Origin of the sequence: Pseudomonas sp. Sample_10, from assembly GCF_004321495.1 — a bacterium.
In the GTDB taxonomy this organism is placed as follows: domain Bacteria; phylum Pseudomonadota; class Gammaproteobacteria; order Pseudomonadales; family Pseudomonadaceae; genus Aquipseudomonas.
The window spans coordinates 1-21024 of record NZ_RCOE01000081.1; the positions used below are offsets into that span (position 1 = coordinate 1).

Sequence of the window (21024 nt, forward strand, 5' to 3'; positions counted from 1 at the left end):
TCAGCTACGCCTTCAACGACAAGGTGTCGATCGGTTTCGGCCCGACCATCAACCGTATCGACGGCAAGCTGGAATCCAACCTGTCGCTGGACCCGCGCGCACCGGATGGTGAAGTCAAGATCAAGGGTGACGACACGGCTCTGGGCTACAACATCGGTATCCTGGTGCAAGCCACCGACAGCACTCGCGTCGGCCTGACCTACCACTCGAAAGTGAAGTACAAGCTCGACGGTGACACCAAGGTCAACTACGGCCTGCTCGGCGCCCTGGGCCAGAATCCGAACCAGAAGTTCGATGCTTCCCTGGACCTGACCACGCCCGAGTCGGTTGACTTCTCGGTTACCCACCAGCTCGACGACCAGTGGACTCTCTATGCAGGCAGCACCTGGACTCGCTGGAGCCGCCTGAAAGAAATCACCGTGGAAAACGAAGGCGTTCCTGCTGCCCTGGCCGCACGTGGTCTTGGCACCATCACCGAAGAACAGAACTGGCACGACACCTGGGCTCACGCCATCGGTGCTTCGTATCAGCTGAACAAGCAGTGGGTACTGCGCACCGGTTTCTCGGTTGACCAGGCACCAACCAACAACGAAAACCGTTCCCCACGCATCCCGACGGGCGATCGCAAGATTTTCAGCCTGGGCGCCGGCTGGAGCCCGACCGACGACCTGACCATCGACGTGGCGTACTCCTACCTGTGGGAAGAATCGGTCAACGTCAACAACAGCAATGGCCGTCAGGCCTACAGCGCCAAGTATGAAAACTCGGCGAACGGTTTCGGTGTCGGTGCGACCTACCGTTTCTGATAATTCGCGGCGAGCCTGACCCCTCGCCCGCGCAATCAAAAAAAGCCCCGCGCTCTGGTACAGAGGCGGGGCTTTTTTGTGGCTGTCGATCAGGGAGCGGAGGCCAGGGGTGGCGAGGCCAGAGCCTTCTCCACTGCGGCGATGAAGTCGGGATCGTCAGGCTTGGTCAAGCTGGAGAAGCTGGCGACCACCTTGCCTTGACGGTCGACCACGTATTTGTAGAAATTCCATTTCGGCGGATTTTTCGACTGTTTGCCGAGTACCTTGAACAAGTTCGTGGCATCGTCGCCCCGGACTTTCTGTGGCTCGGTCATGGTGAACGTCACGCCGTAGTTGACGTAGCAGACCTTGGCGGTTTCGGCACCGTCCTTGGACTCCTGTTTGAAGTCATTGGACGGCACACCGATCACTTCCAAGCCTTGTTCTTTATAGCGCTGATTGAGCGCCTCAAGACCTTTGAACTGCGGGGCGAAGCCACAGAAGCTCGCCGTATTGACCACCACCAGCGGCTTGCCGGCGAAGCGCTGGCACAGGTCGATGGACTCATTGGAACGCAGCTTGGGCAACGAGCCCTGTAGCAGCGCCGGGCACTCTGCCGCTTGAGCCAATCCGGTAAACGCTACCAGTAACGCGGGAACTGCCAACCAGCGCATCAGCATATCGGTGCTTCCTTGAGTGATTCGGGTGACATCGAAGTTACTCGTCCTACCCTCCCGCTAGCAAGCGTCCTAACACGCCCCCATGCCCAATTGCATCAACGCCAGGCCGCCCTGATGCCAACCCCACCAGGCCACAGCGAGCAACCCGGCGCAGACGGCAAGAATGGTGATACGTGGCCAGAGACTGTTCATGTCGTGCTCATTTGCGTTTGCAGGCGCGCAACCGGTCGCTCACGCACCGGCCAGTTCAGCGCGGCGGCCATCAGGCTCAGAAGAATCGCGACCTGCCAGATCAAGTCATAGCTCCCGGTCCGGTCGTACACCACCCCGCCCAACCAGCCGCCAAGGAACGAACCCAGTTGATGAAAGAGAAAAACGATGCCTCCGAGCATGGACAGGTTTCGTACGCCGAACAAGGTTGCGACGGTGCCGTTGGTCAGTGGCACCGTCGACAACCACAGGAAGCCCATGGCCATGCCGAACAGGTACGCCGTCGTCGTGGTCACCGGCGCCCACAGGAACAGCGCGATCACCACGGCCCGCAACAGGTACAAACCGGTAAGCAAACGCGGCTTGGACATGCGCCCGCCGAGCCAGCCGGCGGTGTAGGTGCCGAAGATATTGAATAAGCCAATCAACGCCAGAACAGTCGTACCGACGGTGGCAGGCAGATGCTGATCGACCAGATACGCTGGCAAGTGCACGCCGATAAAGACCACTTGAAAACCACAGACAAAGAAACCGAATGCCAGCAGCCAGAACCCGGAGTGAGAACAGGCCTCACGCAGTGCTTCCGAGAGGGTTTGCTCATGGCCAAGCACTGGCAATGGCTTGTCCTTGAGCATGCTCACCAGCGGCACGATCAGCGCCACCAACAGCCCCAAGGCCAGCAGCGCCGCTGACCAACCGAGCCAGCCAATCAATCCGAGCGTGCCGGGCAGCATGGCGAACTGACCGAACGAACCGGCGGCGCTGGCAATGCCCATACCCATGCTGCGTTTTTCCGGCGGCACTGCGCGCCCGACCACCCCGAGAATCACTGAAAATGAGGTACCCGACAGACCAATCCCGATCAGCAGACCGGCGCTCAGGGACAAGGTCGCCGGCGAATCCGACAGGCCCATGAACACCAGGCCCAGGGCGTACAGCACACCGCCGATGAGCACGACTTTCGCCGCGCCGAAGCGATCGGCCAACGCGCCAGTAAAGGGCTGTGCGAGTCCCCAGATCAGGTTTTGCAGGGCGATGGCGAAGGCAAACACCTCGCGTCCCCAGCCGAATTCGGCACTCATCGGCGCCAGGAACAGCCCGAAGCCATGCCGCACCCCCAGAGACAACGCAAGAATCAGCGCACTCCCCAACAGAACCCAACCACATGTACGCCACATCGATGTCATTATTGTTCTCCGGTCGCGGGTATATACCCGCTTAAGATCGAACAAACTGGCATCAAGCCAGTTCATCCAGCAACTTCAGTAATGTTTCGCGCTTTTCAGCGCCCAGGCGATCGATCAAGCGCTGTTGCGCTGCCTCCCACGCCGGCAGGGCTGCTTTTAAACGCTCTGCTCCGGCTTCGGTCAGCCTGACGATGCGATTGCGCATGTCCTCGCCCTCGACCAGCATCACCAACCCTTCGCCCTCCAGCACACGCAGATTGCGCCCCAGCGTGCTGCGGTCCAGCCCCATCGCTTCGGCGAGGGTGGAAATGCTCGGTTGATCCAGCCGTTGCAAATTACACAGCAAAGAATACTGCGCGACATTGATCCCGAAGCCGTCGAGTGCGCCGTCGTAATGCCTGCTGACGCCACGGGCGGCGCGACGCAGGTTGATACATAAACATTGGGATTCGAGCATGGTGCGTGTATATACCCGCGGTTGTGTTAAATCAAGTCGCATGATGGGTGACGTTCAGAAAAACGCCAAGCCCACCAGCACTGCAACTTCCAGCAGCTCCAGCAGCGCCCCGGCGGTATCGCCCGTGGTTCCACCCAATCGCCGTAGCATCATCTGCCGCAGCCAGACAAACATTGCCGCCGCCAGGGCCAGCGCCAGAACACCGCCAAACCCCGCAATCAGCACACAGACCACGGCGCTTGCGACCATTATCTGCTTGCCCGCCGAGCGCGGAAGATGATCGGCGAGCGCCTGGCCCAAACCGCCTGCGCGCACATAAGGGGTGGTCAGGAACAACCCCAGCAACGCAGTTCGGCCGATCAGGGGCACGATGATCAGGGCCAGCGCATGGGACTGCTCGATCAGCGCCAGCAACGCGCAGAATTTCAGCAGCAACACCAACACCAGCGCCACCACCGCGATCGGACCGCTGCGCGGATCTTTCATGATCGTCAACGTCCGTTCGCGATCACCAAAACCGCCCAGCCAGGCATCGGCACTGTCGGCCAGGCCATCCAGGTGCAACGCTCCGCTGAGCAGGACCCAAGCCGTCAACAACAGGGCCGCATGCAGCAGCAAAGGCGTCCCCAGCATCAGCCAGTTCAACGTCCACAGAATGACGCCGAACAACAACCCCACCAGCGGATAGAACAGCAGCGAGCGTCCCAGCTGCTCAGGCGTCGGCATTCCCGGCAGACGGATCGGCAGACTGCTGAGGAATTGCAGGGCGATCCAGAATGGCAACATGCTCAGATCACTTCCCTTAACACGCCATCGGCATCGACCGACAGCGAGAACAACGCACCATGACCGACCTCGACACCCAGCAATTGCTCGCGCGGCAATCCCCGTGCCTGGGCCAGCAGCAGACGCATGACGCCGCCATGGCTGATCAGCAACACCCGTTCACCGGCGTAGGCGGCCTGCAACCTCGCCACGGCGGCAAGCACCCTGGCAGAAAAATCCGCAACCGGCTCACCGTCCGGAGGGGTGAACGCATAGGGATCAGCCCAAAATAGCCCCAGGGCCTGCGCATCGGTTTTCATCAATTCGACGGCGCTCTGCCCTTCCCAAGCGCCGAAATGCAGTTCCTGCAGATCTTTTTCCAGCGTGACCGGCAAAGCCAATCGCTCACCGAGCTCATGGGCGAACCGCGCACACCGCTGCAATGGCGAGCTGACCAGGCGATCCCACGGTCCCTGACTGAACACCGCCGCGCGCATTTGCGCCCATCCCGTCTCGGTCAGCGCATCGTCGAGGCTGCCGCGCAGGCCGCCGCCGAGTTCGGTCTCACCGTGACGCAACAGATCCAGGTGCAAAGTCATGCCGGACGATCCGCCACGGCGGCCTCGGCGAAGGTCGCCATCTGCCCGTGCAGATCACACGCCAGGCGCAGCAACGGCACCGCCAACGCGGCACCACTGCCCTCGCCCAGTCGCAGTCCGAGATCGAGCAACGGTTCGGCATTCAGCGTTTCCAAAACATGCCGATGACCCGGCTCGGCGCCACGATGAGCGAACAAAAGCCACGGACGGCATTGCGGGTTCAATCGCACCGCGACCAATGCCGCAACGCTGCAAATGAACCCGTCCACCAGCACCGCGACGCCTTCCTGGGCACAGGCCAGGTAAGCCCCGACCAACGCTGCAACTTCAAAACCGCCGAGGTTGAACAGGGTGAGCAAGGCATCGCCACGTTGAGCGGCGTGCAACGTCAACGCCCGCTCGATCACTTGAGCCTTATGGCTGACACCTTGTGCATTCAACCCGGTGCCCGGCCCGGTCAGGTGCATCACCGGACAATCGAGCAAGGCACAGGCCAAGGCGCTGGCGGCGGTGGTGTTGCCGATGCCCATCTCGCCACCGATAAACAGTTGCGCGCCCGTCGTGATGGCACGCAACACGCTGTCGCGACCGGCCTGCAACGCAAGTTCGCCTTGCGCCTGAGTCATCGCCGACCCTTGTACGAAATTCGCCGTGCCAGGGCCGATGTTCAGATGACGTACGTTCGGCAGATTCAACGACGGCGTTACGGTGCCGAGATCGACCACTTCCAGGGATGCACCCAACTGTCGCGCCAACACGCTGATCGCCGCACCACCGTTGACGAAATTGTGCAGCATTTGCCCGGTGACTTCCTGGGGGTACGCCGACACACCCTCGGCGACCACGCCATGATCACCGGCGAAAATCGCAATCCACACTTGATCCAGGCCGGGTTTCACCTGCCCTTGCAGGCCGGCCAGCTGAACAGCCAGCGACTCGAGCTGACCGAGGGAACCGGCCGGTTTGGTCAGTTGCTGTTGCCGCGCTTGCGCCAGTTCGAGCACTTGGGTGTCGAGCGGTTTGCACGGGGCCAGCCACCAGGATGAGGTCATAACGCAGTTCCTTTCAGAGTCAGGGGCAAGCCGGCAACGGTCAGGACGACTCGCTGACAGCGTTCGGCCAGAGCTTGATGCAGCCAACCGGCTTCATCGACAAAGCGGCGAGTCAATTCGCCCAGCGGCACGACACCCATTCCGGTCTCGTTGCTGACAAAAATGATTTCACCCGGCAGCGACACCAGGCACTCCAGCAAGGCATCACGTTCGGCGCACAAGCGCTCAGCGTCGTCGAGCATCAGCAGGTTGGTCAGCCACAGCGTCAGGCAATCCACCAACAGGCAATGATCGGCGCGCGCGTTTTCCCGCAGGACGCGGGCCAGTTGCAGCGGTTCTTCAATGAGGTTCCACTCGGCTGGGCGACGGGCGCGGTGATGGGCGACCCGCTCATTCATTTCACCATCAAGCGGCTGGCTGGTAGCGATGTAGGTCACCGGCAATTGGCTGTCAGCCGCCAGTTTTTCGGCCAGGCGACTTTTGCCGGAGCGGGCGCCGCCGAGGATCAGTTGCAGCATGGTTACTTCCTATAAATATTGGTGAATCGACTGACGTCATCGCGGGCAAGCCTTGCTCCTACAGTTTTGTGTCAACCACACAATTGCGGCTCGCCGCGAAATTGTCGGAGCAAGGCTTGCCCGCGATGAGGCCAGCACAATCACCTCAGATCCCACAGAGTTCCCGTAACAGCGCGGTATCCAAATGCTTCTCCACCAAATCCGCCAGCCGCTCGATATCGCGCTCGCGCAACCCGTGGTAATCGACGTCCTGCACGTTCTGCAAACCCGCCCAGCGCAGCAGCGCACTGCAAGCGGCCGGTGATTCGAACAGGCCATGCAGATAAGTACCGAGAATTTGCCCGTCGACGCTCCGGGCACCGTCGCAACGACCGTCGTCGAGTTGCACCGCCGCATTTTCCAGCGCCGGCCCGGTGGTCACGCCCGCATGAATTTCATAGCCGACGACTTCAGCATTCTCCAACGTCAGGCGCCCACGCACATTGCGCAGTTGTTTGTCCTGTTCCAATTGCGTTTCAAATGCCAGCAAGCCCAGACCGGCGCTGGAACCGGGTGCACCCTCCAGGCCCAACGGGTCATGCACTTGCTCGCCAAGCATCTGCAGGCCACCGCAAATTCCCAACACTTTTCCGCCATAGCGTAAGTGCCGAGAGATCGCCGTTTCCCAGCCGTTAGCACGCAGATAGGCGAGGTCACTGCGCACACTTTTCGAGCCGGGCAGAATGATCAGGTCGGCCGGCGCAATCGCCTGACCGGGGCCGATGAATTGCAGGTCGACTTGCGGATGCAGGCGCAGTGGATCGAAATCGGTGTGGTTACTGATACGCGGCAACACCGGCACTACCACTCTCAGGACTTGCTCGGCCTTGTCGGTCTGGCGCTGATCGATGCCGTCTTCGGCTTCCAGGTGCAGGTCCATCACATAAGGCAGCACACCGATCACTGGTTTGCCGGTGCGCTGTTCCAGCCAGTCGAGACCGGGTTGTAGCAGGGCAATGTCACCGCGAAAACGATTGATGATGAAGCCTTTGACCCGTGCCTGTTCGCTCGCCGACAACAGCTCCAGCGTGCCCACCAGATGCGCGAAAACCCCGCCGCGATTGATATCGGCGATCAGCAGCACCGGGCAATCCACTGCTTCGGCGAACCCCATGTTGGCGATGTCGCCGGCACGCAGGTTGATTTCGGCCGGCGAGCCCGCGCCTTCGACCATCACCACTGGATACGCCGCGCTCAATCGTGCGTGCGAGGCCAGCACCGCTTGCATCGCGATAGCTTTGTAGTCGTGATAGGCCACGGCATTCATCGTCGTGACCGCGCGGCCATGGATGATCACCTGCGCGCCGGTATCGCTGTTGGGCTTGAGCAGTACCGGGTTCATGTCGGTGTGAGGTTCGAGGAACGCCGCCTGAGCCTGCACGGCCTGCGCGCGGCCGATCTCGCCGCCGTCGGCCGTCACTGCGCTGTTGAGGGCCATGTTCTGCGGCTTGAACGGCACCACACTCACACCCTGACGTTTGACCCAGCGGCACAGCGCCGTCACCAGGGTGCTTTTGCCGGCATCGGAGGTGGTGCCCTGCACCATCAGCGTGGTCATGGGTGTTCCTTGGATAAAGCAGTGAATGCGGCGTCGAGACGCGCCCAATCGGCTTCATCTCCCGGCAAGCCAAAACGCAGGCTGCTGTTGTGGGTGAACAAGCGCAGCAGAATGCCGCGACGGGCCATGAACTCGTGGAGCTCTTCGGCGCGATCGGTGATCAGCCACTGGAACAGCGCGCAACCACCCTGCGGTTTGAAACCGTGACGCTCGAGCAACGACGCCAACCGCTCGCTGGCCTCTTCGGCCCGTATCCGTTGCTGCGATTGTCCTTCGGTATCACGCAGGCACGATTGGCCCAACACACGGGTCGGACCGCTGACGGCCCACGGCCCTACCTGTTCAGCGAGCAACTTGAGCAACTTGCGCTCGGCCAGCACAAATCCCAGACGCACGCCGGCCAGGCCAAAAAACTTGCCGAACGAGCGCAGTACGATCAGGCCGACCTGATGGGCAAACGGTGCCAGGCTCAAGTGCGGCGTGTTGTCGATGAACGCTTCGTCCACCACCAACCAGCCTCCGCGCTGTGCCAGGCGCGTGTGCCAGTCCAGCAATCGGGCGGGCGTCAGGCTCAGCCCGGTAGGATTGTTCGGGTTGACCACCACCAGCACGTCGAGGCTGTCGAGGAAGAAATCGACTTCCTGTTCCAGCACTTCTCGCACGATGTAGCCGTTGCGACGCCAGGCTTCGGCATGTTCGGCGTAACACGGCGACAGTACGCCAACCTTGCCGACCCGCCGCAAACGCGGCAGCAGCTGGATAGCCATTTGCGAACCGGCCACTGGCAATGCCTGCAAGGTGCCGTAATAATCGCAGGCGGCCTGCTCCAGGCCATCGTCGGCCTCTGGCAACCGCGCCCAGGCGCGCAGCGGGATATCGGGGACTGGAAACGGCCAGGGCGCGAGACCGCTGGACAAATCAAGCCAATCGGCTTCCTCGATGCCGTATTCGAGCGCCGCCTTGCGCAACCGTCCACCGTGTTCAAGCATAAAATTCAGCCCCCACGCAGAGAATCAGCAGCCATAACCATACGCCGCGCTGGACCAATTGCCAGCCACGGTCGATGGAGTCCGCGTCCGCCGGCGCACCTTCGCCCAGTTGCGGACGCTCATGCAGTTCGCCGTGATAAATCGCCGGCCCGCCCAATTCGACGCCCAGCGCGCCGGCCCCCGCCGCCATCACTGGACCCGCATTCGGGCTGTCCCAGGTTGGTCCCTGAGTACGCCAGCATTTCCAGGCCAGTCGGGTTTTGCCGAGCAGCGCGTAGGTCATCGCCACCAGACGCGCAGGAATGTAATTGAGGATGTCATCGATCTTTGCCGCGGCCCATCCGAAACGCTCGAAGCGTTCGTTGCGATAACCCCACATCGCATCCAGCGTATTGCTCAAACGGTAGAGCACTACGCCCGGCGCACCGGCCACGGCGAACCAGAACAAGGCAGCGAACACCGCGTCGCTGCCGTTCTCCAGTACCGATTCGGTGGCGGCACGGGCGACTTCGGTTTTGTCCAGCTCACTGGTTTTGCGGCTCACCAGATAACTCACGCGTTTGCGTGCCTCTTCAAGATCATCGCTGCGCAGGGCTTTTGCTACAGGTTCGACGTGCTCACCGAGGCTGCGCATGCCGAGGGCGCAATACAGCGCGAGAATCTCGACGATCCAGCCGACATAAGGCGCCCAGGAAAAGGCCGTGGCCAACAATGTCAGCGGCAACACGGCGATCACCCACGCCGTCACGCCATGGCTGCGCCAGCCACGGCCACCGCCATTGAAACGTTGCTCGATGCGCTCGGCAAAACGGCCGAACGCCACCAGCGGATGCCAGCGTTTGGGTTCGCCCAGCAGCGCATCCAGCGCCACTGCGGCGACACTCAATAACGCCACACTCATTGACTCACTCCCCAATAATTTTCATACAACATTTCGCTGAGTGGACGTGCCTGCGCCCAGCCTTCGAGCACCAGCATCGGCGCCGGATAGAACGCCTTGACCGGCCCCAGGCACAGGATCGCCAACGGCTTGGCACCGGCGGGCAAGCCCAGCAGGTCGGCGAGCGCCTGCGGTTCGAACAATGAAACCCAGCCCATGCCCAATCCTTCGGCACGGGACGCCAGCCACAGGTTCTGGATCGCGCAGGACAACGACGCCAGGTCCATTTCCGGCAAGGTGCGGCGACCGAAGATGTGCCGCTCGCGGCCATCCATCAGTGCGGCCACCAGCACTTCGGCACACTCGTTGATGCCTTCGACCTTGAGCTGCATGAACTCGTCGGTGCGCTCACCGAGAGCCTCGGCGGTACGCACACGTTCGTCTTCCACCAGTCGCTGGATCTTGCCGCGCAAATCTCGATCGCTGATGCGGATGAAACGCCAGGGCTGCATCAGGCCGACACTGGGCGCCTGATGCGCGGCTTCGAGCAGACGCCGAAGCAATTCGGGTTCCACAGTACCGCCGCTGAAGTGGCGCATGTCGCGGCGTTCGGCGATGGCGCGATAAACCGCTTCGCGTTCGACGTCGGAAAAGGCGTTGTCGGTCATGGCCTCTTCGCTGGCAAGCCAGCTCCCACAGGGAATTGCATTTCTTCAGGTATCACACCGCTCACTGTGGGGGCTGATTTTTCCGGTCGCCGCATCGCAGCGATAGCGGTTTCAAGGTCAGGCGCAAACAATGCGGCGACTGCCGATGGGTTGGACGGAAAATAAAAATGCACATACGACGCTGTCATCCGCCCCTCGCGGAAAACCGCCTCCGCCCCGCGCCCGCCGTTAGGGCTCAGGCCACGGGCAATCGGCGTCAAATCGGTGGTCGTCAGCGAGTGGTGATACGTATGTCCACGCAGCGAACCCTCCGGCAACTCGACCGCTTGCAAGGCCAGCGCGGCGAGGCGCTTTTGCATCACCGCGTCACCGCTGAGCAAACCGACCAGCTCGGCGCGCGTGCCTTCGACGTCGGTCAACGAATCGAGCAGATAAAGCATGCCGCCACATTCGGCCAGCAGCGGCTTGCCCGCGGCATGGTGCGCGCGAATGGCGTTCAGCATCGAAGTATTTTGCGCCAATGCCACATGGTGCAATTCCGGATAACCACCGGGCAGATACAGGCTGTCGGCCTGCGGCAAATCGGCATCGCGAATCGGCGAGAAAAACCGCAACTCGGCACCCATCGCCCGCAACAGATCGAGGCTGGCACCATAGGTAAAGGCAAAGGCTTCGTCCCGGGCCACGGCAATCCGCACACCGGCCAACAACGGTTCGGCCGCGATCAGGTCGGGCGCCGCGAATTCCACGGCCGGCGGCAACGCAACTTCGCAACTGCTGGCCAGGGCATCGGCGGCAGCATCCAGACGCACATCGAGGTCATTCAACTCGCTGGCCTGTACCAGTCCCAGGTGACGACTCGGCAATTCGATCCCGGTTTCCCGGGACAAGGCGCCGTACCAGCGCAAGCCTTCGGTCAGGCTGCCTTCGAGCAATTGCGCGTGACGCAGGGTGCCGACACGATTGGCCAGAACCCCGGCAAACGGCAAGTCCGCCTGATAGCGCGCCAGCCCGAGGGCCAGCGCACCAAAGGTCTGGGCCATGGCGGTGCCGTCGATCACAGCGAGCACCGGCACACCGAAGTGCCGTGCCAGATCGGCACTCGACGGCGTGCCGTCGAACAACCCCATCACGCCTTCGATCAGGATCAGATCGGCGTCAGCCGCGGCTTCCCACAACAGCCGACGACTTTCCTGCTCGCCGACCATCCACATGTCCAGTTGATAAACCGGCGCACCGCTGGCGCGCTCGAGAATCATCGGGTCGAGAAAGTCCGGGCCGCATTTGAACACGCGCACCTTGCGCCCTTGATTGCGATGCAAACGGGCCAACGCGGCGGTGACCGTGGTCTTGCCCTGACCGGAGGCCGGCGCGGCAATCAGTACCGCCGGGCATTGACGAGCACTATTCATACAGGGCGGCTCACAGCTCAACGCCTTTTTGCGCTTTGATGCCGGCCTGGAAGGCGTGTTTGATCATGCCCATTTCGGTGACGGTGTCGGCCAGCTCGATCATCTCAGGCTTGGCGCCGCGACCGGTCACCACCACGTGCTGCATCGCCGGGCGCGCCTGCAAATCACTGAGCACCTGGTCCAGATCGAGATACCCGTGCTTGAGGGCGATGTTCAGTTCGTCCAGCACCACCAGGCCGATGGACGGATCACGCAGCAGTTCCTGCGAAACAGCCCAGGCCGCTTCGGCCGCGGCGATATCACGCTGGCGATCCTGGGTTTCCCAGGTGAAGCCCTCGCCCATCACATGAAATCGCACCTGCTCGGGAAAACGTCGGAAGAACAATTCTTCGCCGGTGCTGTTACGCCCTTTGATGAACTGCACCACGCCACACTGCATGCCATGGCCCATGGATCGCGCAAGCATTCCGAACGCCGAGCTGCTCTTGCCTTTGCCGTTACCGGTCAGCACCAGCAACAGCCCGCATTCATTCGGGGAATTGGCGATACGTTCGTCGATCACGGCTTTTTTGCGCAGCATGCGCGCCAGATGACGTTCGTCACGATCAGGGGTATCAGTCATGGGGGAGCTCTCCGTTGAGGCATGAATAACGGCGGGCAGGCACAAGAATAGACGGCAAGAAGCCTGGCATCGCCCACCGTGATGCCGTTGGATGAATCAGGCCGGTCTCCGGGCTCATGAGCGGCACCAGGGCCAACTGCGCGCCTTCCCATGTCGACAATCGACACAGTGGCTCAAGGCGCAGTCTTCACTCATTTACCGTTGCGGGGGCAGCGCCGGGATCGTGATCATTTTTCACGGGAAGAAATTCACTCACCGGCTTCCCTGTTTCACTCTGTCGACCAAGGTCACAGAGCACCTGAAACAAGCCGCGAAGGTTAGAGGGTTGGGGGTGGAGCGTCAATTGAAGACAGGGCGCACAAGTGAATAACTACCAGCGATCAATAATCTGATGGCGATCTTGTGCCACACTCTCAGCAGTGATATCAAAGAGCCATAACACCACACAATAATAAGGGTGAGCACCATGCAAGGCTTGATCATCAGCAATCCGAAGCTGGAATTCCTGCGACCGGTGCTGGAGCGCTGGTTTGACTGCATCGATCGCTACAACGCCGTACGCGGCGACAATGAAACGCCCTATTGGCTGGACGAAAAAGCCAACCTCGGCCTGCTCTCCTCCGCGGCCTGGATGGCCGAGATGATTACCCTCCAGCAATCGCCCACCCGCAAACAGATAGAAGAAGGCGAGCGCAACGGCCGGGCCGACCTGTTCATCGCCACCACCGAAGCCCGCGCCTGGCTCCAGGCCACTCAGCGCTGGCCACGGGTCAACAATCTGAACCTCGCCCAGGCGCTGCAAGACATCACCAGCGAGGCCAAACGCATCAGCTACGCCAGCGACCTGAAGCTTGGCTGCCTGTTCGTGGCGCCGCATAAAACCCAGCATGGCGCCACACCCGAAGAGCTCCAGGACATGGTCGACGACCTGCAAAAGGAACACACCTGCGCGGTGGCCTGGTATTTCCCATACGCCTATCGCAAGTTGCACAACGAAGCGGGCCAGTATCATCCCGGCATCGCCGTGCTGTTCAAGGAGGCTCGCGGCTGAAGCGTTGAACCATCCGGCATCCCGGCTTCTCTATGATTAAATCAAGGCATGCATAGGGAAGATCAGCAATGCGCAAACCTCAGTACGTTCTCGTTATCGCGCTCGCCGGAGGGCTCGCCGCTTGTGGTGAAACCTCCAGCCTGCAAGTCTCCGACGGCACCGGCCCGTCACCCAAGTTGCCCGAACCCAACAAAACACTGTTCCCGACGATGAACATCGCCCCGGCCATTGGCTGGCCGGAGGGCGTAAAACCCGTAGCGGCCAGCGGCACTCAAGTCGCCGCCTTTGCCGATAATCTCGACCATCCACGCTGGCTGTATGTATTGCCCAATGGTGACGTACTGGTCGCTGAAACCAATGCCCCGCCCAAGCCCGATGACAACAAAGGCGTGAAGGGCTGGATCACCAAGAAAGTCATGGCCCGCGCCGGGGCGGGTGTACCAAGTGCGAATCGCATCACACTGCTCAGAGACAAGGACCACGATGGCGTTGCCGAAACCCGCACGGTCTTCCTGGAAAACCTCAATTCGCCCTTCGGCATGACGCTGGTGGGTAACGACCTCTATGTGGCCGACACTGATCGCCTGCTGCGCTTCCATTATGAAAACGGCGACACGGCGATCAAGTCGCAGCCGATCAAAGTGGTCGACCTGCCCGGCGGTACGCTGAATCACCACTGGACCAAAAATGTCATTGCCAGCCGGGACGGCAGCAAGTTGTACGTGACGGTCGGTTCCAACAGTAATGTCGGCGAAAACGGCATGGATCAGGAGCAAGGACGCGCGGCCATCTGGGAAGTGGACCGCGCCACCGGCAATCACCGGATCTTTGCTTCTGGCCTGCGCAATCCCAATGGCATGGCTTGGGAGCCGCAAAGCGGGGCGCTGTGGACGGCAGTCAACGAGCGAGATGAAATCGGTAGCGATCTGGTGCCCGATTACATCACCTCCGTGAAGGACGGCGGCTTCTATGGCTGGCCGTTCAGCTATTACGGCCAGCACGTCGACGTACGCGTCGAACCGCAAAACCCCGATCTGGTCGCCAAGGCCATTGCGCCGGATTACGCCGTCGGCCCGCACACCGCCTCGCTCGGCCTGACGTTCGCCGAAGGCAACACGTTGCCGGCGCAATTCAAGGAAGGTGCCTTTATCGGTCAGCACGGCTCCTGGAACCGCAAGCCGCACAGCGGTTACAAAGTGATTTTTGTGCCATTCAACGCTGGCAAGCCAACGGGACAACCGATTGATGTGCTCACCGGTTTCCTCAACGAAGATGAGAAAGCCATGGGCCGGCCAGTGGGTGTGGTGATCGATCAGCAAGGAGGCCTGCTGGTGGCCGATGATGTGGGGAACAAGGTTTGGCGGGTGTCTGCGACCCAGTAAACGCCCCCAAGCCTGTGATCTCTAGCGTTTACGGCAGAGCGTGAGCCCATCCCCCAGCGGCAACAATGACAGATCAACCCTCGCGTCATCCTTCAACGCTCGATTGAGCGTTTGAATGGCGCGGGTGTCTGCGCTTTCGGGGTTGTCCTCAAGTACCCGGCCGCTCCACAGGGTATTGTCGAATACCGCCAGCCCGCCAGTACGCAGCAAGCGCAATGCGTGCTCCAGATAGGCTGGGTAGTTCGCCTTGTCGGCATCGATGAAAATCAAATCGAATTCGCCAGGCTGATCGAGTTTGCCGAGCGTCTCCAGCGCAGGCGCCAGGCGCAGATCGATGCGCTTGGCCAGTCCGGCTTCCTGCCAATAGCGACGCGCGATGGCGTTGTAATCCCCAGGAATGTCACAACAGATCAGTGCCCCGTCTTCAGGCAAGGCTGCAGCCATGCACAGGGCGCTGTATCCGGTGAAGGTGCCGATTTCCAGCACTCGTCGTGCTCCGGTGAGTTTCACCAGTAACGCGAGGAACTGTCCCTGCTCGGGCGCTACCTGCCAACGCGCCATCGGCAATGCCTGGGTTTCGTCACGCAAACGCTTGAGCAGCGGCATCTCGCGCAGGGACACATCGAGCAGATATTGATACAGCGCATCGTCGAGATTAAGCGTGCGAGCAGTCATATCGACAACCTCAAGCCATCAGGGATTGCGCGCCAGATGTTCTGGCTGCAGAACGCGCTTGGCACTCAGGTAGGCTTTCTGCCAATACGCTTTGGACAGGCTATCGAGCTTGACCGTGCCACCCGTGGCGGGCGCATGGACGAAACGGCCTTCGCCCACGTAAATCCCGGCATGGCTGACCTGGGAACCGCCATTGGTGGCAAAGAAGATCAGGTCACCGGTCTGCAAACCTTCCTTGCCGACATTGGCCGCCTGCATGGAGATCATCTCGCGCGTGGTGCGCGGCAAGGAAATTCCGGTGACATCACGGTACACATAGCCGATCAAGCCACTGCAATCAAAGCCGGAATCCGGCGTGTTGCCGCCCCAGCGATAGGGCGTGCCTACCAGGCCCAACGCGCGAAACAGCACGTCTTGCGCTTCTGGCGAAAAAGCCTGGGAGGGACCGAATACGATTGGAGCACGAACCACCGGCGCTGGTGGCGGTGTGCGGCTGGCGCAAGCGCTGAGCAGTGCCGCGATAAAGATGATTGCGAGGCGGGCCGACATCGTCATAAGCAAAGCATCCTGATCTGGCTGCGGCTTTTTTCTGCCGGGACGCAGAAAAGAAAACCGCCTGCGCAGTACGCAGGCGGTTTGCCATCATTGATTGATCAGAATTCTAGCGCTTATCAGGCAAACTTCAAGTAAGACTTTAAGTTCGCCTTACAAAAAGTCCGTTTACTTGCGTGCGGTGACGATCGGAGCGGCACCGGGGGCCATGGCAAGTGCACGCTTGGCTTCGATGAAGGTCTTGCTCCAGTAGCTGTCGCCCAGGCTATCGATCCGCACACCACCGCTGCGGCGGCTGCTGGAGTGGATGAACTGGTTGTCACCCAGATAGATCCCGGCATGGCTGACACGACCACGGCGGCCATTGGTTGCGAAGAACAGCAGATCGCCCGGTTCGAGCTTGCTGCGCGAAACCAGTGGCGCGTCAACGTTGATCATTTCACGAGTCGAGCGCGGCAAGTTCATGCCGGCCTCTTCACGGAACAGGTAACCGATGAAACCGCTGCAATCGAAACCGGCTTCAGAGGTACCACCAAAACGGTAACGGGTACCGATCAGCGACATGCCGCGTTCGAGAATGCTGTCTGCCAGAACCGGCAGCTGGTAGGACTTGCCATCGGCGAAGTTGGCCAGTTCTTTTTCGGTGGCGACTTCTTCTTGATAAAGAGCTTCCTGATAACGAGCGGAAGCTTGGGCAGTAACAGAGTTTTGAACCTGCTGTTGTTGCTGCTGGGACACCGGAGTATGGGCAGCGCAACCGAACAACAGGGTAACGAGTGCGAGGGGCACGAGGGGTGCAAAGCGATTTAGCATGGGCACGACCGTGGCTGATAGTTGTAAAGAAGCCGAGACTATGCCCGCTATCAACCTCATTTGCAAATTCAATCGAACTTTTTGTGACTTATCGGTTTCTCGTTAACATCTAAGCGCTTAAGCCTATTTTGAATGTTGACGCAGCCTTGCAGCCATGCGGGAAAGCGGATTTTCTGGCGCCTGAAATATGCCAGAAAGCGCTTGAAGCCTTTAATTTAGCGGGTTCACTACCAACCCAGCGTCTCTTTAAGGAAGGGAATTGTCAGCTTGCGCTGGGCTTGAAGCGAGGCCTGATCGAGCTGCTCAAGCAGGTCGAAAAGTGCACTCATGCTGCGGGTACCTCGGGTCAGAATAAAATGCCCGACCTCGTCGGTCAGGTGCAGGCCGCGACGGGATGCTCGCAGTTGCAGGGCTCGCAATTTGTCTTCGTCGGAGAGCGGGCGCATTTGAAAGATCAGCGCCAGGGTCAGGCGGGATTTGAGGTCCGCCAGCTTCACCGGCAACTCGCGCGGAGACGTCGATGCCGCAATCAGCAAGCGTCGACCGCTGTCACGCAGGCGATTGAACAGATGGAACAGTGCTTCTTCCCAATCCGCCTTGCCGGCTACTGCATGCAAGTCATCCAGGCAGACCAGCTCATACTGTTCAAGGTTGTCGAGAATTTCGATGCCGCGGTCCATCAACTCGGCCAGCGGCAGATAAACCGCCGGTTCACCCATCTGCTCGAATCGCAGGCATGCGGCCTGCAACAGATGCGTGCGCCCCACCCCATGCTTGCCCCAGAGATAGATCAGGCTCTCGGTCCAGCCAGCATCGGCTTCGCACAGCCGCTCGACATAGCCGAGTGCAGCGGCATTGGCGCCTGGGTAGTAGTTGATAAAGGTGGCGTCGTCACGCAGACGCACACCTAGGGGCAGCTGAATCGGTTTCATGCTGACTGAACAGTTCCAAAGGAACCGTTAGTGGCCTCTGTGTAAAGTTTGCGAAGTTTATACCCGTGAAGCCGACCGCACAATGCGACAGACCACAAGCAAAATCAAAGGTTTGCGTTAGCGCACTGGTTTTATGACAGTTTCTTTGGCGCTGCGAGCAACAATCCAATGGACGCTGCGGGGCAACTCGGGAGCGGCCCGGGCTGCCCGCGCCTTCCTTTATAGCTCAGGCTCGTCAACGCCACTGTAAATTTCTGAATCTTTATATAAATCATGTACATGGCGCACCAGCACCATGATCACCGCTGCCACCGGCAGTGCCAGCAGAACGCCGGTAAACCCGAACAACTCACCACCGGCCAGAATCGCGAAGATCACTGCTACCGGGTGCAAGCCGATTCGATCCCCCACCAGCAACGGCGTCAGCACCATGCCTTCCAGCGCCTGACCGACCATGAACACCGCGACGATGCCGATCATGGGATACAGATCGCCACCGAACTGGAACAGCCCGGCGATCAGCGCCGCGCCAATCCCGATCACAAACCCCATGTACGGCACAATCGCGGCCAGTCCGGCAATCAAACCGATCAGCAACCCCAACTCCAGACCAACCAGCATCAGGCCCGCGGCGTAGATTGCGCCCAGCGCCACCATCACCAGCAGCTGCCCACGCACGAACGCGCCCAGCACTTCATGGCATTCGCCGGCCAGGGACACTGCCCGCTCTTCGCGATCACGCGGCAGCAGGCTGCGGATCTTGGCCATCATCAGATCCCAATCGCGCAGCAAGTAGAAACTCACCACCGGGATCAATACCAGGTTCGCCAGCCAGCCAATCAGGGCCAGCCCCGAGGCCGTCGCCTGACTCAACACCACCCCGACAATATCGGTGGTCTGCCCCATGTGCTCACTGATGGCCGCCTTGAGCTTGTCAAACTTCCAGAAACCCTCCGACAAGCCAAACTTTGACTGCGCCCATGGCAACGCAGTGTGCTGCAACCAATCGAGCATCTGTGGCGCCAATTCATATAAGCGCAAGAGCTGCTTGGCGAGCATAGGCACCAACACCAGCATCAGCGCGGTGACAATCAGGGTGAACAACGCGAATACCGTGATCACGCCCCAGGTCCGCGACAGTCCGGCCCTTTCCAGCCGATCCACCACTGGATCGAACAGATACGCCAACAACAACGCCACCAGAAACGGCGTGAGAATCGGATGCAACAGCCAGATAAACGCGCAGAGCAGGACTACTGCACCCAACCAGAACCAACGCCGCGTATCGGCCATGAACCACTCCATTGCTTCTATATAAAGAAAGAAAATCTACCAGCGATAACGTAATTGCGGGGTCGGGGCCGGGGCTGGCGCTACGGCAGGTGCAGAACCGCCCGCCGCAGGCTGAGCCGGCGTCACGGGAACGGCAGCTACCGGTGCATCCGTCACCTCCTGTAACTTCGCCAGGGACAATTGCGCACGCAATTGATCGGTACTGCCGTTGACCCGATACAGGATCCGGTCACCGTCGACACTTTGCGGGCGCCCGGCAAAAGGCTCCAGCAAACGCCCAAGCACTGCATAGCGCTCAAGGTTCATGCCTTGCACTTCCAGCAACTGCTGCGACGACGCTCCCGGCTTGGCAACAAACCGCGGCGCCAGGCGCTCATTGACCGCCAACATCACCGCATCCGCCAAGGCCGCCTGATCAGCCCCCTGAACATTGCCCGCCTCCTTTTGATCGCCCAGCCACAAACGCCACTTGGCTTGCCACTGCCCCCCCTCTTCCCGGGCATGCACCGCGAGCAACGCGTCGGCATTGTAACGTTCCGACGCCCCACGTAGCGGTGCCGGATCAGCGCTTTCCAGATTCGGCGCCGTGGCGACGATCTGCTCGTTCAGATCGGCAAGCGGTAACCGCAGCGGCAAACCGCGATGTTGCGCCGCCCTGCGCAAAGGTGCGGCGCTGGCCTGACCGTCGCCCACCAGGCTCGAGCCCTCTGCGGAATCGTTCAACCACCAACTGAGTATCGAGGGTCGATTGGCGCCCCACATTGCCAGCCCGGCGCGCCGCAGCGCCTGCTCGGTAGATGCCGGATCGAAATCGACTTTCAGCACTTCCGGTGGCCCGGCGTCGAAGCCGAACTGACTGATGATTTGCTGCGGATCCTTGCGAATCGCCGCCAGACCCGGACTTTGCACTGCCTTGGGATCGCCGGTCAGGCGCAACACCAGCGTATCCAGCGCGCGTTGGGTCGCCTGATCACGCTCCTCCGGCGCCTGGCCACTGACCGGCTCGCGCACTTGATAAAGGCCTTTGACGGTTTCGGCATGACTGACCAGACTGAACAATGACAAACAGCCTACAAACAAGAATTTACAAAAACGCATGGAAGATTCCTGACGACAAGAGCGGCTGGAACAGACCGCATGAAGACATCGAGCAAGGCTGTGACCATCGCCCGGCGCAAAACATTCACACGCTCTGGGTAAGTTTTCGCACTGTCATAACGATAGACGGTTAATGACGATACCTTGCACAGGTCAGCAGGATGCCATCAACCCGGAATAATTAAGGTTTTTTTAGGCGGATATGTCCCTGCCGTCGGCCTGAGGATGGCCGCTGCCCTTCAAGCCTGATAAAATCGCGCGCCTTCGCAGACCGGCAACAGCCGGGCACTTTCGAAATTCGCGTGAGGCAATCGCCTTCGTCGATTTCGGCGGCCCCGCTGGACTCGGTCGTTACCCCTGAATCCCCCCTAAAGGCCTGGATCATGAGCAAGCAACCCTCCCTGAGCTACAAGGACGCCGGTGTAGACATCGACGCCGGTGAAGCATTGGTCGAACGCATCAAGAGCGTCGCCAAGCGCACTGCGCGCCCGGAAGTCATGGGCGGCCTGGGCGGTTTCGGCGCCCTCTGCGAAATCCCGGCCGGCTACAAGCAGCCTGTGCTGGTTTCCGGTACTGACGGCGTCGGCACCAAGCTGCGCCTGGCATTGAACCTGAACAAACACGACAGCATCGGCATCGACCTCGTTGCCATGTGCGTCAACGACCTGGTGGTTTGCGGCGCCGAGCCGCTGTTCTTCCTCGACTACTACGCCACCGGCAAACTGAACGTCGACACCGCCGCTCAGGTCGTGACCGGCATCGGCGCTGGCTGCGAACTGTCGGGTTGCTCGCTGGTCGGCGGCGAAA

General features: G+C 60.5%; 24 protein-coding genes and 1 riboswitch. Of the genes, 4 read left to right on the top strand and 20 right to left on the bottom strand.

The window, feature by feature from the left end:
• The coding region (locus D8U18_RS07725; RefSeq protein ID WP_177435002.1) for an outer membrane protein transport protein at positions 1–806 on the top strand (806 nt) is incomplete at its 5' end.
• Positions 807–895: 89 nt separating this feature from the next.
• On the opposite strand, the gene D8U18_RS07730 is transcribed toward D8U18_RS07725, so the two are convergent.
• The 14 genes from D8U18_RS07730 to cobO all read right to left on the bottom strand — a co-directional run bounded on the left by D8U18_RS07730 (position 896) and on the right by cobO (position 12421).
• On the bottom strand, positions 896–1465 hold the full coding sequence (locus D8U18_RS07730) for a redoxin domain-containing protein (protein ID WP_130908450.1): 570 nt from the start codon (positions 1463–1465) through the stop codon (positions 896–898).
• Between the two features lie 69 nt (positions 1466–1534).
• Positions 1535–1657, bottom strand: coding sequence for a hypothetical protein (locus D8U18_RS29215; protein WP_269083286.1), 123 nt, complete (start codon positions 1655–1657; stop codon positions 1535–1537).
• Positions 1654–2862, bottom strand: a complete 1209-nt coding sequence (locus tag D8U18_RS07735) for an MFS transporter (RefSeq protein WP_056852928.1) — start codon at positions 2860–2862, stop codon at positions 1654–1656. The genes D8U18_RS29215 and D8U18_RS07735 overlap by 4 nt, the downstream gene beginning before the upstream one ends.
• 52 nt (positions 2863–2914) lie before the next feature.
• On the bottom strand, positions 2915–3319 hold the full coding sequence (locus D8U18_RS07740; protein ID WP_056852929.1) for a MarR family transcriptional regulator: 405 nt from the start codon (positions 3317–3319) through the stop codon (positions 2915–2917).
• A 54-nt stretch (positions 3320–3373) separates the two neighbouring features.
• Positions 3374–4105: an adenosylcobinamide-GDP ribazoletransferase gene (locus D8U18_RS07745; protein WP_130908452.1), complete on the bottom strand. Its 732-nt coding sequence runs from the start codon at positions 4103–4105 to the stop codon at positions 3374–3376.
• A 2-nt stretch (positions 4106–4107) separates the two neighbouring features.
• Complete coding sequence (cobC, locus tag D8U18_RS07750) at positions 4108–4683, bottom strand: alpha-ribazole phosphatase family protein (protein WP_130905262.1); 576 nt, start codon at positions 4681–4683, stop codon at positions 4108–4110.
• The gene (gene cobT / locus D8U18_RS07755; RefSeq protein ID WP_131107400.1) at positions 4680–5735 is read right to left on the bottom strand and encodes a nicotinate-nucleotide--dimethylbenzimidazole phosphoribosyltransferase; all 1056 of its coding nucleotides are present in this window, start codon (positions 5733–5735) and stop codon (positions 4680–4682) included. The genes cobC and cobT overlap by 4 nt, the downstream gene beginning before the upstream one ends.
• On the bottom strand, positions 5732–6253 hold the full coding sequence (gene cobU, locus D8U18_RS07760) for a bifunctional adenosylcobinamide kinase/adenosylcobinamide-phosphate guanylyltransferase (RefSeq protein ID WP_130905260.1): 522 nt from the start codon (positions 6251–6253) through the stop codon (positions 5732–5734). Before cobU ends, cobT begins: the two co-directional genes overlap by 4 nt.
• A 145-nt stretch (positions 6254–6398) precedes the next feature.
• Positions 6399–7850, bottom strand: a complete 1452-nt coding sequence (locus D8U18_RS07765) for a cobyric acid synthase (RefSeq protein WP_131107401.1) — start codon at positions 7848–7850, stop codon at positions 6399–6401.
• Positions 7847–8839, bottom strand: a complete 993-nt coding sequence (cobD, locus tag D8U18_RS07770; protein ID WP_131107402.1) for a threonine-phosphate decarboxylase CobD — start codon at positions 8837–8839, stop codon at positions 7847–7849. Before cobD ends, D8U18_RS07765 begins: the two co-directional genes overlap by 4 nt.
• A complete protein-coding gene (gene cbiB / locus D8U18_RS07775; RefSeq protein WP_056852936.1) occupies positions 8832–9740 on the bottom strand; it encodes an adenosylcobinamide-phosphate synthase CbiB in 909 nt (302 codons plus the stop codon). Before cbiB ends, cobD begins: the two co-directional genes overlap by 8 nt.
• Positions 9737–10387: a 5,6-dimethylbenzimidazole synthase gene (bluB, locus tag D8U18_RS07780; protein WP_131107403.1), complete on the bottom strand. Its 651-nt coding sequence runs from the start codon at positions 10385–10387 to the stop codon at positions 9737–9739. Before bluB ends, cbiB begins: the two co-directional genes overlap by 4 nt.
• Positions 10384–11799: a cobyrinate a,c-diamide synthase gene (locus D8U18_RS07785; RefSeq protein ID WP_131107404.1), complete on the bottom strand. Its 1416-nt coding sequence runs from the start codon at positions 11797–11799 to the stop codon at positions 10384–10386. The genes bluB and D8U18_RS07785 overlap by 4 nt, the downstream gene beginning before the upstream one ends.
• A gap of 10 nt (positions 11800–11809) precedes the next feature.
• A complete protein-coding gene (cobO, locus tag D8U18_RS07790; RefSeq protein WP_056852939.1) occupies positions 11810–12421 on the bottom strand; it encodes a cob(I)yrinic acid a,c-diamide adenosyltransferase in 612 nt (203 codons plus the stop codon).
• Positions 12422–12502: 81 nt separating this feature from the next.
• Positions 12503–12738: riboswitch (cobalamin riboswitch) on the bottom strand.
• A 149-nt stretch (positions 12739–12887) separates the two neighbouring features.
• On the opposite strand from cobO, the gene D8U18_RS07795 reads away from it, so the two are divergent.
• Together D8U18_RS07795 and D8U18_RS07800 are read left to right on the top strand one after the other, a co-directional pair.
• Positions 12888–13472 (top strand): hypothetical protein, encoded by a 585-nt coding sequence (locus D8U18_RS07795; RefSeq protein ID WP_130905255.1) that lies wholly within the window; start codon positions 12888–12890, stop codon positions 13470–13472.
• A 68-nt stretch (positions 13473–13540) separates the two neighbouring features.
• The gene (locus tag D8U18_RS07800; protein WP_131107405.1) at positions 13541–14854 is read left to right on the top strand and encodes a sorbosone dehydrogenase family protein; all 1314 of its coding nucleotides are present in this window, start codon (positions 13541–13543) and stop codon (positions 14852–14854) included.
• 21 nt (positions 14855–14875) lie between these two features.
• On the opposite strand, the gene D8U18_RS07805 is transcribed toward D8U18_RS07800, so the two are convergent.
• The 6 genes from D8U18_RS07805 to D8U18_RS07830 all read right to left on the bottom strand — a co-directional run bounded on the left by D8U18_RS07805 (position 14876) and on the right by D8U18_RS07830 (position 20217).
• On the bottom strand, positions 14876–15529 hold the full coding sequence (locus D8U18_RS07805) for a class I SAM-dependent methyltransferase (RefSeq protein WP_056852942.1): 654 nt from the start codon (positions 15527–15529) through the stop codon (positions 14876–14878).
• Positions 15530–15547: 18 nt separating this feature from the next.
• A complete protein-coding gene (locus D8U18_RS07810; protein WP_056852943.1) occupies positions 15548–16084 on the bottom strand; it encodes a C40 family peptidase in 537 nt (178 codons plus the stop codon).
• A gap of 165 nt (positions 16085–16249) precedes the next feature.
• Positions 16250–16894, bottom strand: coding sequence for an NlpC/P60 family protein (locus D8U18_RS07815; RefSeq protein ID WP_056852944.1), 645 nt, complete (start codon positions 16892–16894; stop codon positions 16250–16252).
• A gap of 227 nt (positions 16895–17121) precedes the next feature.
• Entirely contained in the window at positions 17122–17826 is a 705-nt protein-coding gene (gene hda, locus D8U18_RS07820; RefSeq protein WP_056852945.1) for a DnaA regulatory inactivator Hda, read from the bottom strand.
• A gap of 219 nt (positions 17827–18045) precedes the next feature.
• Complete coding sequence (locus D8U18_RS07825; RefSeq protein WP_056852946.1) at positions 18046–19119, bottom strand: AI-2E family transporter; 1074 nt, start codon at positions 19117–19119, stop codon at positions 18046–18048.
• 36 nt (positions 19120–19155) lie between these two features.
• Positions 19156–20217, bottom strand: a complete 1062-nt coding sequence (locus D8U18_RS07830) for a DUF2066 domain-containing protein (RefSeq protein ID WP_056852947.1) — start codon at positions 20215–20217, stop codon at positions 19156–19158.
• 383 nt (positions 20218–20600) lie between these two features.
• On the opposite strand from D8U18_RS07830, the gene D8U18_RS07835 reads away from it, so the two are divergent.
• Positions 20601–21024 (top strand): AIR synthase related protein (locus tag D8U18_RS07835; protein WP_241664310.1); only part of this gene is annotated, 424 nt, incomplete at its 3' end.

What these genes read in the sequence shown, in the direction of transcription:
- D8U18_RS07730 (WP_130908450.1), bottom strand. Translation starts at nt 1,465, where the DNA reads ATGCTGATGCGCTGGTTGGCAGTTCCCGCGTTACTGGTAGCGTTTACC.
- D8U18_RS29215 (WP_269083286.1), bottom strand. Translation starts at nt 1,657, where the DNA reads ATGAACAGTCTCTGGCCACGTATCACCATTCTTGCCGTCTGCGCCGGG.
- D8U18_RS07735 (WP_056852928.1), bottom strand. Translation starts at nt 2,862, where the DNA reads ATGACATCGATGTGGCGTACATGTGGTTGGGTTCTGTTGGGGAGTGCG.
- D8U18_RS07740 (WP_056852929.1), bottom strand. Translation starts at nt 3,319, where the DNA reads ATGCTCGAATCCCAATGTTTATGTATCAACCTGCGTCGCGCCGCCCGT.
- D8U18_RS07745 (WP_130908452.1), bottom strand. Translation starts at nt 4,105, where the DNA reads ATGTTGCCATTCTGGATCGCCCTGCAATTCCTCAGCAGTCTGCCGATC.
- cobC (WP_130905262.1), bottom strand. Translation starts at nt 4,683, where the DNA reads ATGACTTTGCACCTGGATCTGTTGCGTCACGGTGAGACCGAACTCGGC.
- cobT (WP_131107400.1), bottom strand. Translation starts at nt 5,735, where the DNA reads ATGACCTCATCCTGGTGGCTGGCCCCGTGCAAACCGCTCGACACCCAA.
- cobU (WP_130905260.1), bottom strand. Translation starts at nt 6,253, where the DNA reads ATGCTGCAACTGATCCTCGGCGGCGCCCGCTCCGGCAAAAGTCGCCTG.
- D8U18_RS07765 (WP_131107401.1), bottom strand. Translation starts at nt 7,850, where the DNA reads ATGACCACGCTGATGGTGCAGGGCACCACCTCCGATGCCGGCAAAAGC.
- cobD (WP_131107402.1), bottom strand. Translation starts at nt 8,839, where the DNA reads ATGCTTGAACACGGTGGACGGTTGCGCAAGGCGGCGCTCGAATACGGC.
- cbiB (WP_056852936.1), bottom strand. Translation starts at nt 9,740, where the DNA reads ATGAGTGTGGCGTTATTGAGTGTCGCCGCAGTGGCGCTGGATGCGCTG.
- bluB (WP_131107403.1), bottom strand. Translation starts at nt 10,387, where the DNA reads ATGACCGACAACGCCTTTTCCGACGTCGAACGCGAAGCGGTTTATCGC.
- D8U18_RS07785 (WP_131107404.1), bottom strand. Translation starts at nt 11,799, where the DNA reads ATGAATAGTGCTCGTCAATGCCCGGCGGTACTGATTGCCGCGCCGGCC.
- cobO (WP_056852939.1), bottom strand. Translation starts at nt 12,421, where the DNA reads ATGACTGATACCCCTGATCGTGACGAACGTCATCTGGCGCGCATGCTG.
- D8U18_RS07795 (WP_130905255.1), top strand. Translation starts at nt 12,888, where the DNA reads ATGCAAGGCTTGATCATCAGCAATCCGAAGCTGGAATTCCTGCGACCG.
- D8U18_RS07800 (WP_131107405.1), top strand. Translation starts at nt 13,541, where the DNA reads ATGCGCAAACCTCAGTACGTTCTCGTTATCGCGCTCGCCGGAGGGCTC.
- D8U18_RS07805 (WP_056852942.1), bottom strand. Translation starts at nt 15,529, where the DNA reads ATGACTGCTCGCACGCTTAATCTCGACGATGCGCTGTATCAATATCTG.
- D8U18_RS07810 (WP_056852943.1), bottom strand. Translation starts at nt 16,084, where the DNA reads ATGACGATGTCGGCCCGCCTCGCAATCATCTTTATCGCGGCACTGCTC.
- D8U18_RS07815 (WP_056852944.1), bottom strand. Translation starts at nt 16,894, where the DNA reads ATGCTAAATCGCTTTGCACCCCTCGTGCCCCTCGCACTCGTTACCCTG.
- hda (WP_056852945.1), bottom strand. Translation starts at nt 17,826, where the DNA reads ATGAAACCGATTCAGCTGCCCCTAGGTGTGCGTCTGCGTGACGACGCC.
- D8U18_RS07825 (WP_056852946.1), bottom strand. Translation starts at nt 19,119, where the DNA reads ATGGCCGATACGCGGCGTTGGTTCTGGTTGGGTGCAGTAGTCCTGCTC.
- D8U18_RS07830 (WP_056852947.1), bottom strand. Translation starts at nt 20,217, where the DNA reads ATGCGTTTTTGTAAATTCTTGTTTGTAGGCTGTTTGTCATTGTTCAGT.